The following is an 11,746-nucleotide window of genomic DNA, read 5'->3' on the forward strand; positions in this document are numbered from 1 at the left end:
GGTCGCCACCAGATATGACCGCTGCCCCGAAGTCTTCCTCTCGGCCATCGCTCTCGCCGCAACAGTCATGTTTTGGTTATGAGTCCTGAGCCTAGCGCACATGTGTTCATCGTCCATGCACTGGAAGACGCCCAGGAAAACGATCACGGGAATGCCGAGGATCGGATTCGTTCCCACGTCGAACGCATCCTGGCGGAACTGGCCGGAACCGGTGTCGAGGTTCCCGCACAGTTCGACCTCATCCTTCGCAGCGGCGGCATCCTCGCGGCGATGATGGCCGTCGAGAAAGAGTTTTCTCCCGACCTCGCTGCGTTCGGGCGCACCGCGCGCACCGGGCTTAAGGCCCTGATCCAGGGCAGCGACGGCCAATTGCTTCTGGCGCATCAGCGCAGCGATTGCCTGGTCGGGCCGAAACTGTCATAGGCAGACGAATATTTGCCGAGCTGTCAGGATGTGACCCATTGCCCAAAAAGAAAATCCGCATCGATCTCGCCCTGCAGGGCGGAGGCGCCCATGGCGCCTTTACCTGGGGCGTGCTCGAACGTTTGCTGGAAGACGCGAGGATCGACATCGCCGGCGTCAGCGGCGCCAGCGCCGGGGCGATGAACGCAGCCGTCCTGGCGCACGGGCTGGCGACCGGCGGGCGCGCGGGCGCGCAGCGGGCGCTCTGGGCCTTCTGGAAGGGTGTCAGCCGGGCGGCGACGGGCGGGATCGTCCCCTCCGATCTCTTCGGCGGATTCTTCGCGCCCTGGTCACCGGCGACCTGGGCGAAACCCTTCCTCGCTGCATCCAAGGCGATGATGTCGCCCTACCAGTTCAACCCGCTCAACGTGAACCCGCTCCGGCGGCTGCTCGAGGATCAGATCGATTTTGCCGCGCTGACCGATCCTGCGGCGCCGCGGCTCTTCGTCTCGGCCACCGATGTGCGCAGCGGCAGGACGCGGCTGTTCCGCAATGATGACCTCAGCGCGGATGCGCTGATGGCCTCGGCCTGCCTGCCGATGCTGTTTCAGGCGGTCGAGATCGGCGAGGACGCCTATTGGGACGGCGGCTATACCGCCAACCCGTCGATCCTGCCCCTGATCGAGGAAAGTCCCGCCAACGATCTGATGCTGGTCACCGTCAACCCGTCGCGGCGCGAAGAGGTGCCAAAGACACCCGGCGACATCGTCGGGCGGCTGAACGAGATCACCTTCAACACCAACCTCGTCAGCCAGATGCGCAGCGTGGCGATCCTGCGCCAGCAGCTGGAACTCGACCGCGCGCCTCCCGCCCGATACAGTCAAACCCTGTTCCGTCAGGTGGAAAAGCTGCGCGTGCACCGCATCCACGACGATGCCCAGATGGCCGGCAAGGGCTCGCACAGCAAGATGAACACCGAATGGCGGTTCCTGATCCGCCTGCACGGCATCGGCTGGCGCGCAGCGGACACCTGGCTCGCGGCCCATGGCGGCGATCTGGGCAAACGGTCATCGCTCGATCTTGCCGCGACCTATTGCTGAACAAGGAACCTCCACCATGCTTGATGCCGCCATCGTCGTCGCCGTCCTCGGTCTCCTGATCTGGCTGGCCTATCGCGGGATCAGCGTACTGGTTCTGGCGCCTGTTCTGGCGCTGCTGGCGGCCGGACTGTCCGGGCAACCGGTGCTGGCCACACTGACGCAGATCTTCATGCAGGCCGCGGGCAACTTCATCGTGCTGCTGTTCCCGCTGTTCCTGCTGGGTGCGGTCTTCGGGAAGATGATGGAGGCGAGCGGGTCAGCCACGTCCATCGCGCGGGCTACCACCGGCTGGCTGGGGCGCGAACGCGCGATCCTCTCGATCGTTCTGGCCTGCGCGATCCTGACCTATGGCGGTGTGTCGCTGTTCGTGGTGGCCTTCGCGGTCTTTCCCGTGGCCGCCGCGCTGTTTCGCGAGGCGGGCGTGTCGCGCCGTCTGATCCCGGCGACGATTGGGCTGGGTGCCTTCACCTTCACCATGACCGCCCTTCCGGGTACACCCGCGATCCAGAACCTGATTCCGATGCCGTTCTTCGGCACCACACCCTTCGCGGCACCCGGTATCGGCCTCATTGCGGGCGCCGTCATGCTGGGGGTGGGCCAGGCCTGGCTGAGCTGGCGTGAACGCAGTTTGCGACGGGCGGGGGAAGGGTACGAAGCGCCGGCCGCGGCCCTGCCCGAGGGCGGTTCGACCCTGCGCCGCGAGATCCGCGAGCGCGCCCAGGGCGAGGGCTTCGACACGCTGGAACTGTCGCCCCTCGACCGAAGTGAGGCCCATGGCATGGCGCAATCGGACCTGCCGGGCTTTGGCATCGCCGCCCTTCCGATCGTGCTGGTCGTGGCGCTGAATCTCGTCATGCTGAACCTTGTCCTCCCCGCGCTTGACACCGCCTATCTGGCCGAACCGCCCTTTGGCCCCACGACGCTGTCCTCGGTGCAGGGCATGTGGGCGATCATCGCGGCGCTGTCGCTGTCGATCCTGGCCACCTGGGCGCTGAACCGGCGGCGGCTGGCCGCGCCGGGCAAGACATTGTCGGAGGGTGCCAATGCCTCGGTCCTGCCGATCTTCAACACGGCCGCCCTCGTGGGGTTCGGGGCGGTCATCGCGGGCCTGCCCGCATTCGAGGTGATCCGCGATGCGATGCTGGGGATGGCACCGGGGAACCCACTGATTTCGCTCGCGATCTCGGTCAGTGTGCTGGCCGGAATCACGGGCTCGGCGTCCGGCGGCATGGGCATCGCGCTGCAGACCATGGGTGAGACCTATCTTGCCTCCGGTGCCGCTGCGGGCATCTCGCCCGAGCTTCTGCACCGCGTCACCACGATTGCGACCGGCGGTCTGGATGCGTTACCCCATAACGGGGCGGTGATCTCGCTTCTGACCATCTGCGGGCTGACCCACCGCGAAGCTTACGGCGACATCTTCGTCGTCGCCGTGCTGGGGCCGATCCTGTCGCTGGTGGTCGCCATCGCGCTGGGGACGATGCTGGGCAGTTTCTGAGCGGACCCTATTCGACCCGTTCCTCGGCGGTATCGACAAGCCAGTCCCAAACAACACCGCCGATCCACCAGGCTGCCCAGAGTGCTGCCAGTTGCGCGACCAGCCCCAAGATCACCGCCCGCCGGAAGGATTTATCCGCGCTGCTCCGCGCCACCCATGTGCGGACCAGAGTGTTGGCCGTCAGGGCGGCCGCCAGCGGCAAGGTGCCGTCGATGGCCGGAATCTGCCCTGCTGCCACCAGCGATCCAAGGGCCACGACCGCGGAGTTGGTGCTGACGAGACCCGCAAGCGCGATGGTCACCAGGATGGCGGCATTGCCGAAGATGTCGTTCAGCGTCGCCGAGAAAACCATGACCGTCGCGACGATGGCCGCGAACCTGACCGCGCCCCAGACCGAGAAAACCCGGTTCGGCAGCTCCATCTTGGCTGGCTTCAACTCACCGCCAAGGGTGCGGAAGAACATCAGCGCGCCGATGCCTGCCGCCATCAGGCCCATACCGACCAGGAGGGGTATTCCGGTGCCCAGCATCGCGGGGCTAAGTGCGGCAAGGATGATCCCGTTCTGGGCCAGCGAAGACACCGAGGACAGCGTCGCGCCCGTCGCGGCGCTGGTTGCGTCCTCGGGCTTTTCGCCCGCCCGCTTGCCCAGGGTGGCGATGGTGGCAAGGCTGGACACGAAACCCGACAGGAACCCGCTGACCGGCAGGCCCAGGCGCACGCCCACGACGCGCGTTGCGACATGACCGGCCGCCCCGATCAGCATGACCAGAACTACCATCAAGAACAGGTTGCGCGGGTTCAGCGCACCGCCGGGCCCGATATCGACATTCGGCAGCACCGGCAGGATCACCAGCGCCGAGACACCCAGGATCAGCCCGTCGCGCAACTCGGGCGGAGTCAGGATCTGGCGGCTGAACCCGTGCAAAACCTCGCGCGCGGCCAGCAGCGAGGCGATGACCAGCGCGACTGCCGCCGCCAGCATGGCGGTGACCGTGGCCATCGCACCCAGCACAACCACCGCGACCAGCGCGAAGCTGGTGGTCAGTCCGGTCGTCGGATCGCCCCGCTGCGCCACCGACACCAAGCGCGTCACGGCCACCGCAATGACCGCCACCGCCAGCAGCGGCACACCGCCCGCCATCATGCTGAGCGCGCCGATGAGCGCGGCCAGGGAGAAGCTGCGCACCCCGGCAGACGCGGCCTTGTCGCCGGCCTGTGCATTCTGTTCCCGTTCAATGCCGATCAGGAGCCCGATACCAAGTGCTTCGGCCAGCGCAAAAAAGGATTCTACATCACTCTCCATAACGCTATCGTATTCAACGACACCAAGTCAGCAAGGGAAAATAATTCACTTCCGCTCTTGAAACGCCTGAGAACGCAGGCTATACCTCAAGATTAAATCGTGATGGGGTGGCGGTCTCTTTGACAGGTTTGTTCAGATTCATGCTCTTTGCCGGGCTGTGGCTGGCCCTATCCGGCGGCGTTGATTCGTCGCTGTGGTTCGGCATTCCCGCGGCACTTGCGGCCACGGTGCTTAGCCTTTGGCTATACCCCGCAACGCGTCCAGGGCTGCGACCCCACAGGGCATTGGTTTTTGGACCGTCGTTGCTTGCGCGCGGGTTTCTGGGGGGGCTCGACGTGGCCCGCCGCGCGCTCGACCCGCGACTGCCGGTTGGGCCTGCCTGGGTGACCCTGAATTTGAAGAACAGGCCGGATGAGTTCCGTGTGCTTCTGGGCGGCGTGATCAGCGTGCTGCCGGGAACACTCGCCGCGGCATCTTCCAAGGGTGAACTGGATGTCCATGTGCTACAGGCCGAAGGTTTCGAGATCGACAGCCTGCGCACCGAGGAGGCACGGATCGAAAAGGTGCTGACGGCGGGCGGAGGACGGACCGAATGACCGGGCTGTTCTATGCCGCCGCGATGGCGCTCCTTGTGACGGTTGCTCTGGCCCTGGTCCGCGCCTGGAAGGGACCCGGCACGATCGACCGGATCATGGCGGCGCAGTTGGTGGGCACCGGCGTGATCGGAGTTGCGCTGACGCTCGGGGCGGCACGGGGCGACGCCACCATGCTGGATGCCGCGCTGGTCGCGACGCTTCTGGCGGCATTGGCCGTGGCGGCTTTCGTGGCGTCACGAGCCCCGCGCGGAGCCCGGAAGGACGGCGAGGACCGGTCATGACCGGGCTGGAGTATGCGATTGCCGGCCTTCTCTTTATGGGCGTGTTCTTCTACGCGGCGGGGTCTTTGGGCCTCTTGCGGTTCCCCGACTCCGCGTCGCGGCTGCACGCGCTGACTAAGGCCGACAATGTCGGGCTGGGGCTGGTGGCACTGGCGGTTGCGCTGCATTGGGGCTCGGTCGCGGTCGCCGCTAAAATCGCCATCGTTTGGCTTTTTGCCATCTTCACTGCCGGGGCGACGGCGCAGGTCTTGGGGCAAAGCTCCAAGGACGAGACGGACCCGCGACCGTGAGCCTCGTTTTCGACCTCGTCCTGTGTCTGATGATCCTGGGCACGGCCGCCGCATCGCTTTTGATGCGAAGCGCCCTGGGCGGCATCGTCTTTTTCATCGCCTTCGGCAACCTTCTGGGCATCGCATGGCTGTCGCTGGGCGCGGTCAACGTGGCCTTGGCCGAAATCGCCATCGGCGCGGGCGTGACCGGCATCCTTCTGATCCTGGCCCACGCGCGGCTGAGTGCCATGGGCGACCCGGTGGAATGTGAGCCCACAAGCCCCTGGATGCGGGCGGCGGTCGCGGTGATCTGTGGCGGGCTGATCGTGCTGTTGTCGGTCGCCGTTCTGTCGATTTCTCCGACCGACCGTATGGGGGCGCAGATTGCCACGCTCATGCCCGCACTCGGCATCGAGAACCCTGTGACCGGTGTGCTTTTGGCATTTCGCGCCTACGACACGCTGCTGGAGACCTTCGTGCTGCTGGGGGCGTTGGTGGCGGTCTGGGCCATTGCCCCGCCAGGCGGCTGGCCGCAACGTCCGGCATCCCTTGCCATCGCGACGCCCGTGTCCCTCACTGTGATCGGCACGTTCTCCCGCGTTCTTCTGCCGGCGTCCCTTGTCATGGCGGCCTACCTTGTCTGGACCGGGTCCGACCTGCCTGGGGGCGCATTCCAGGGCGGCACCGTGCTGGCGGGGGGCATTCTGGTGGCGGCGTTGGGCGGGGCGATTGCCCTGCCGCGCGCGGACGACATGCGGCTGCGCTCAGTCCTGGTGCTTGGTCCGGCGATGTTTCTCGGCATCGGGCTTGGCGGAATAGCCCTTGGCCGGTTCCTGTCCTACCCCGTGGGCCTTGAAAAGGCGCTGATCGTGGCCATCGAATATGCGCTTGCGCTGTCCATCGGGGCCACGCTGGCGCTTCTTGTCGCGGGCAAGCCGGTGCCACCCGCCGCCGTTCAGGAAGGCGGGGACTGATATGGAGGCACTCGCGACGGGTCATCTTTTTGCGCTGACCGGGGCCGTGCTGGTAGGGCTGGGGCTGTTCGGCTTCATCACTCTGCGCCATGCGCTGCGCCAGCTTCTGGCGGTCAATGTCTCTGGCGCCGGTGTGTTCCTGATGCTCGGCGGGCTTGGCCGTGGAGCGGCAACAACCGACCCCTTCCCTCAGGCGCTGGTCATCACCGGAATTGTCGTTGCCGTCGCCCTCACCGCATTTGGTGCTGCGCTCATTCTGCGACAAGCCGAAGAAGACCACGCCGCGAAAGAAGACGATGAAAGGGGCGGCAAGACATGAGTCCCCTCGATCTTCTTGTTGTCGCGCCACTGGTGTTCATGGTGCTGTCGCTGCTCGCTGGCGGGTGGCAACGGTCGCTGCTTGCGCTGGCGATCGCGACCATGGCGGCGCTGTCGGTCTGGCTGATGACGCTCGACCCGGGAACCGCCCATGTCGTCGGCGGGTGGGAGTTGCCGCTCGGTGTGCTTTTGCGCGCCGATGGGCTGGCGCAGATGCTGGTGCCCGCGGTGACGCTCACCGCCGGGTTGACAGGCCTCTACGCTCTGCACCAGTTCGCCCCGGAGAGCCATGCGAGCAACGCGCAAACGGCTGCTTTCTGGCCGCTCTACTACCTGATGTGGTCGGCGGCGAACGCCGCGTTCCTGACGACCGACCTCTTCAACCTCTATGTCACGCTGGAAATGGCCAGCATCGCAGCCGTTGCCATGGCGGCGATGGGGTCGGTCCGGGCGGCGCTGCGCTATCTTCTGATCGCTCTCCTGGGCTCGATTTTCTACCTGCTGGGCGTCGCGCTGATCCTGTCGCGCTATGGCACCGTGGATGTCACGCTTCTGGCCGGCATGGCCGAGGCGGATTTTGCGACCGCTCTGGCGCTCGCGCTGATGACCGGTGGCCTTCTGGTCAAGGCCGCGCTCTTTCCGCTCCATGGCTGGCTGCCGCCGGCCCATGCCGCCGCCCCTGCCCCGGCGAGTGCGCTTTTGTCGGGGCTTGTGGTCAAGATCGGTTTTGTCATCACGGTCCGGCTCTGGTTCGAGGGGCTGGCCGCGGCGGCCACACCCGCGGGCCTGCATGTGCTTGGCGGGATCGGCGCGCTGGCGATCCTCTTCGGGTCGCTTCAGGCGATCCGGCAGGAGAGCCTGAAGGCGCTTGTCGCCTATTCGACCGTGGCCCAGATCGGCTATCTGTTTCTCGCCTTCCCGTTGATCGCGGGGGCGGGCCATGCCTGGGCGGGCCTGTCGTTCCATGCCGTCGCCCATATGATCGCAAAGGCGGCGATGTTCCTTGCCGCCGGGCTGATGCTGAAGGCGGCGGCGGGGCCGCGCATCGCCGATCTGGCGGGGCTCGCCCGCGCGATGCCGCTGACCGTGACCGCCTTCGGGCTGGCGGCGGTGTCTCTGATGGGGCTGCCGCCCTCGGGTGGGTTCAGCGCGAAGTTCCTGCTGGTGGACGCGGCCCTTCGCCAGGGCCAAGCCATTCACGCGGCGGTCATGCTGATCGGCGGACTACTGGCCGCCGTCTACCTGTTCCGCCCGCTGGCGGTGGCGTTTTCCGGCAGCGAGACGCCTGTTGTTCCCCCAAAAGCCCCGTCGATGGTTGCGGCACCGCTTGCTCTGGCGCTGGCGGCGTTGCTGCTGGGCTTCGCGGGCGGCCCGCTGGCCGACCTGGCCACAGGCGGGGCGCCTGCCACGGTCGCGCCAGAGCCGCTGCCGGCGCTCGAAGACACGGTTGAAACGGCTTCGGAGGACGAGCAATGACGGCGTTCCTCCCCCTCGCGCTGCTCACGCTGCCGCTTGTCGCGGCGCTGATCAGCTTCGCACTGCCCGACACCCGGGCGGCCTGGCGCGATGCCACGAACATCATCTTCGCCCTGGTCAAGCTCGTGCTGGTTGGGTTCCTGCTGCTTCAGGCGCAGGGCGGTGTCGATTTCGAATGGCGCTACGAGTTCCTGCCGGGCCATGATTTCGTGTTGCGCGTCGACGCGATTGCGCTGCTCTTCGTGACGCTTTCGACCTTCCTTTGGCTGATCGCCACGATCTATGCCATCGCCTATTTCGAGAGGGGCCCGAACCTTGCCCGCTTTTTCGGGTTCTTCAACCTCTGCGTCCTGTCGGCGACCGGCGTCGCGATCTCTGGCACCGCGATCACCTTCTTTTCGTTCTACGAGCTTCTGACGCTGGCGACCTGGCCGCTTGTGGTGCACAAGGGCGACGAAAAATCGCTGACCGCGGGCCGCGTCTATCTCACCTATACGCTGGCGGGCAGCGCCGCCTTTCTCGCCGGCATCCTCTGGCTGAAAGCACTGGTTGGCCCCCTTGAATTTGCTGCACCGCCAGACCTGTCGCCCGTTCCAACGCTCACGTTGATCCTGATCTTCGTTCTCCTTATTGGAGGCCTCGGCGTAAAAGCGGCACTCTTGCCGTTTCACGGCTGGCTGCCGCAGGCCATGGCCGCGCCGGCCCCGGTCAGCGCACTTCTGCACGCGGTCGCAGTGGTCAAGGCGGGGGCCTATGGCATATTGCGGGTGGTCCATGACATCTATGGCGCTGGCACCGTCGCCGATCTGGGCCTCGGCCTGCCACTGGCGTTCTTGGCCTCCGCGACGATCCTTTACGGGTCTCTGCGCGCCGTGATGCAGAACGACATCAAGAAGCGGCTGGCCTATTCCACCGTCAGCCAGGTCAGTTACATCGTCCTTGGTGCAAGCCTCGCGGGGCCCATCGCAGCGGTCGGCGCGCTGGTCCACCTGGTGCACCAGGGGATCATGAAGATAACGCTCTTCATGTGTGCAGGCGCCCTGGCCAACAGGCTCCATATCAAGGCCGTAACCGAGCTCGACGGAGCCGGACGACTGATGCCGGTGACCATGGCGTCATTCACGATCGGCGCGCTTGGCATGATCGGGGTTCCGCCGGTCGCGGGCTTCATCTCGAAATGGTACCTGGGATCGGGCGGGCTGGAAGCGGGCGATGCCTGGGTCATTGCCGTGTTGGCCGGATCGTCGCTACTGAACTCGGCCTATTTCCTGCCGCTGCTCTACCGGGCCTGGCTGCTTCCGCCTCAGGGCGACCATGCTCCGGTCGCCGAACTCACCGGCGGCTGGAACCGGATGCTAGTCCTGCCCGCGGCAGTGACCGCGCTGGCCTCGCTGGGTGCGGGGCTCTTCGCCTCATTCCCCTTCAGCCCGCTGGAATGGGTCAGTCTGATCGTGGACGCGGGGTATCTCAGATGATCGGGATCGAGCCTGCGCTCCTCTTGTCAGCAGCGGCGTTCTGGCCGCTTGCCCTCGCCATGCTCTGCGTCCTGCCGAAACTCGGGCCGCGCATGATCACGGCACTCCCGCTTGCCCCCCTGCCCGCGCTCGCCGCTGCCATCTATGCACCAAGCGGAACGGAATTCGGCCTCCCTTGGCTCTTGCTCGATGGAGGAATTCGGCTGGATGACACCCGCGCCGTTTTTCTTGGGGGTGCCGCGATTTTGTGGACACTCGCCGGACTTTATGCGGCGCGTTACCTGCAAAACGACCAGAGAGCGGCAGGCTTTGCGCTCTTCTGGAACCTCGTTCTTGCCGGTAACGTGGGTGTTTTCATCGCCGCGGATGCCGCGACCTTCTATGTCTCCTTCGCGCTTGTGTCGCTGATGGCCTATCCGTTGGTGATCCATGATCGCAAACCCGCATCGCTTCGGGCGGGCGCGGTTTACATCGTGCTGGCCGTTATCGGTGAGGTGGCTCTTTTCGCCGCGTTCCTCATGGGCAGCGCGGCGGCGGGTGGGTCGATCCTGATCGCCGATATCCGCGACACCTTGGCCGGCCCCGGCACCGATCCCCTGATCCTGTGGCTCCTGATCGCGGGTCTCGGGATCAAGGCGGGGCTGATGCCGCTCCATATCTGGCTGCCGGTGGCGCACCCGGCCGCCCCGGTCCCTGCCTCGGCGGTGCTATCTGGCGCGATCGTCAAGGCGGGTATCTTCGGCCTCCTGGCCTTCCTGCCCTGGGGCACGACTTGGCCGATCAGCGGGACAACGCTTGCCCTGATGGGGTTTGCGGGGCTGTTCATCGCTGCATTGCTCGGGGCCGCCCAAAGCAATCCCAAGACGGTCCTTGCCTATTCAACGGTCAGCCAGATGGGGCTGATCATGGGGGTTTGCGGGGTCGCTCTGGCCACCGGGTTGCCCGCTGCGGCTTTGCTGCCGATACTTGCGCTCTATGCGCTGCATCACGGGCTGACGAAAGGTGCGCTGTTTCTGGGCGTGGGCATGGCAAGCGTTTGGCTGCGCAACTCGCGCCCGTTCTTCCTGCTGCTCATGGGGGCGCTCGCGCTGTCGCTGGCCGGGCTACCGCTGACCGCGGGGGCGTTGGCGAAGGCTGCGGTGAAAGGCCCCGCGGGCGAGATCGGCGCCGCGCTGATCGGGTTTTCGGCGCTGACCTCGGGGCTGGTGCTGGCGCGGCTTATGTTCACCCTGCCATCCGCGACACCGGACAAGAACCCGCCCCCGGCCATGATGTTCGCATTTCTGGCGCTGGTGATCGCGGCGCTGTCCGCGCCGTTTGTCGTCTATGGACAAATCCTCGGAACCGATCCGGACCCCACTGCCGATCTTGCGAAGAAAATCGTCGAGGCCTGGCCCCTCGGGCTTGCCGTGATCCTGGCCGCAGCGGCCGCGGCGGTCGGGATGCAGGCGCCCCGTATGCCCGAAGGCGATCTGCTCGAACCGCTCCGCCGGACCGCGTTGCTGGCCATGGCCGCATTCCACGCGATGTCTGATACCAAGGCCAGTTCCGACATCTCTACTGAGACAGACGACGCCCCACCGGCACTTACGAACATCGAGCGGATTCAAGCCGCCTTCGCCGACCGTGCCGCGACGGCGGTCGCCTTCGCCCTGATTTCCGGGGGTCTGTTTTTTGCGCTCATTTGACGGCCCATACGTTGCTGTTGTGGACCGCCTTCGGCCGAAAAGACGGAAACATGCCTTGCAGCCGACGAGCAACAGCCCCCTAGGCTCAGGACTCATAACCAAAACATGACTGTTGCGGCGAGAGCGATGGCCGAGAGGAAGACTTCGGGGCAGCGGTCATATCTGGTGGCGACCCGCCGCCAATCCTTCAGACGCCCGAACATGATTTCGATACGATTGCGGCGCTTGTAGCGGCGCTTGTCGTATTTGATGGGCTTCTTTCGTGCCTTCCGGCCCGGGATGCAGGGCCTGATCCCCTTATCTTGCAGGGCTTCGCGGAACCAGTCGGCGTCATAGCCGCGGTCCCCCAGAAGCCACTGGGCTTTC

At 65.8% G+C, this 11,746-nt stretch carries 13 protein-coding genes and 1 pseudogene; 12 read left to right on the forward strand and 2 right to left on the reverse strand.

The window, feature by feature from the left end; all coding sequences use genetic code 11:
- The 4 genes and pseudogenes from G407_RS31890 to G407_RS0120935 all read left to right on the forward strand — a co-directional run.
- Nucleotides 1–82 (forward strand): annotated as a pseudogene (locus tag G407_RS31890) (IS5/IS1182 family transposase); the annotation flags it as partial.
- A 20-nt stretch (nucleotides 83–102) separates the two neighbouring features.
- On the forward strand, nucleotides 103–423 hold the full coding sequence (locus tag G407_RS0120925; RefSeq protein ID WP_029032387.1) for a hypothetical protein: 321 nt from the start codon (nucleotides 103–105) through the stop codon (nucleotides 421–423).
- A 38-nt stretch (nucleotides 424–461) separates the two neighbouring features.
- Complete coding sequence (locus tag G407_RS0120930; protein ID WP_029032388.1) at nucleotides 462–1,502, forward strand: patatin-like phospholipase family protein; 1,041 nt, start codon at nucleotides 462–464, stop codon at nucleotides 1,500–1,502.
- A 16-nt stretch (nucleotides 1,503–1,518) separates the two neighbouring features.
- Nucleotides 1,519–3,000, forward strand: a complete 1,482-nt coding sequence (locus G407_RS0120935) for a GntP family permease (protein ID WP_029032389.1) — start codon at nucleotides 1,519–1,521, stop codon at nucleotides 2,998–3,000.
- Nucleotides 3,001–3,007: 7 nt separating this feature from the next.
- On the opposite strand, the gene G407_RS29125 is transcribed toward G407_RS0120935, so the two are convergent.
- Entirely contained in the window at nucleotides 3,008–4,303 is a 1,296-nt protein-coding gene (locus G407_RS29125) for an MgtC/SapB family protein (RefSeq protein WP_052341701.1), read from the reverse strand.
- A gap of 119 nt (nucleotides 4,304–4,422) precedes the next feature.
- On the opposite strand from G407_RS29125, the gene G407_RS31360 reads away from it, so the two are divergent.
- The 8 genes from G407_RS31360 to G407_RS29145 are packed head-to-tail and all read left to right on the forward strand — an operon-like array spanning nucleotide 4,423 to nucleotide 11,380.
- Nucleotides 4,423–4,899: a Na+/H+ antiporter subunit E gene (locus G407_RS31360; protein WP_169728820.1), complete on the forward strand. Its 477-nt coding sequence runs from the start codon at nucleotides 4,423–4,425 to the stop codon at nucleotides 4,897–4,899.
- Entirely contained in the window at nucleotides 4,896–5,180 is a 285-nt protein-coding gene (locus G407_RS0120945) for an MrpF/PhaF family protein (RefSeq protein WP_029032390.1), read from the forward strand. Before G407_RS31360 ends, G407_RS0120945 begins: the two co-directional genes overlap by 4 nt.
- Nucleotides 5,177–5,470: a cation:proton antiporter gene (locus G407_RS29130; RefSeq protein WP_043540309.1), complete on the forward strand. Its 294-nt coding sequence runs from the start codon at nucleotides 5,177–5,179 to the stop codon at nucleotides 5,468–5,470. The genes G407_RS0120945 and G407_RS29130 overlap by 4 nt, the downstream gene beginning before the upstream one ends.
- Nucleotides 5,467–6,423 (forward strand): MnhB domain-containing protein, encoded by a 957-nt coding sequence (locus G407_RS0120955; RefSeq protein ID WP_029032391.1) that lies wholly within the window; start codon nucleotides 5,467–5,469, stop codon nucleotides 6,421–6,423. Before G407_RS29130 ends, G407_RS0120955 begins: the two co-directional genes overlap by 4 nt.
- 1 nt (nucleotide 6,424) lies before the next feature.
- Nucleotides 6,425–6,742, forward strand: a complete 318-nt coding sequence (locus tag G407_RS29135) for an NADH-quinone oxidoreductase subunit K (RefSeq protein ID WP_043540310.1) — start codon at nucleotides 6,425–6,427, stop codon at nucleotides 6,740–6,742.
- Nucleotides 6,739–8,217, forward strand: coding sequence for a complex I subunit 5 family protein (locus G407_RS29140; protein ID WP_052341702.1), 1,479 nt, complete (start codon nucleotides 6,739–6,741; stop codon nucleotides 8,215–8,217). The genes G407_RS29135 and G407_RS29140 overlap by 4 nt, the downstream gene beginning before the upstream one ends.
- Nucleotides 8,214–9,692, forward strand: a complete 1,479-nt coding sequence (locus G407_RS0120970; RefSeq protein WP_029032392.1) for a complex I subunit 5 family protein — start codon at nucleotides 8,214–8,216, stop codon at nucleotides 9,690–9,692. The genes G407_RS29140 and G407_RS0120970 overlap by 4 nt, the downstream gene beginning before the upstream one ends.
- Nucleotides 9,689–11,380 (forward strand): complex I subunit 5 family protein, encoded by a 1,692-nt coding sequence (locus tag G407_RS29145; RefSeq protein WP_052341703.1) that lies wholly within the window; start codon nucleotides 9,689–9,691, stop codon nucleotides 11,378–11,380. The genes G407_RS0120970 and G407_RS29145 overlap by 4 nt, the downstream gene beginning before the upstream one ends.
- 92 nt (nucleotides 11,381–11,472) lie before the next feature.
- On the opposite strand, the gene G407_RS31365 is transcribed toward G407_RS29145, so the two are convergent.
- A partial coding sequence (locus G407_RS31365) for an IS5/IS1182 family transposase (protein ID WP_029032159.1) occupies nucleotides 11,473–11,746 on the reverse strand: 274 nt, incomplete at its 5' end.

This window comes from Salinarimonas rosea DSM 21201 (assembly GCF_000429045.1).
GTDB classification, from domain to species: domain Bacteria; phylum Pseudomonadota; class Alphaproteobacteria; order Rhizobiales; family Beijerinckiaceae; genus Salinarimonas; species Salinarimonas rosea.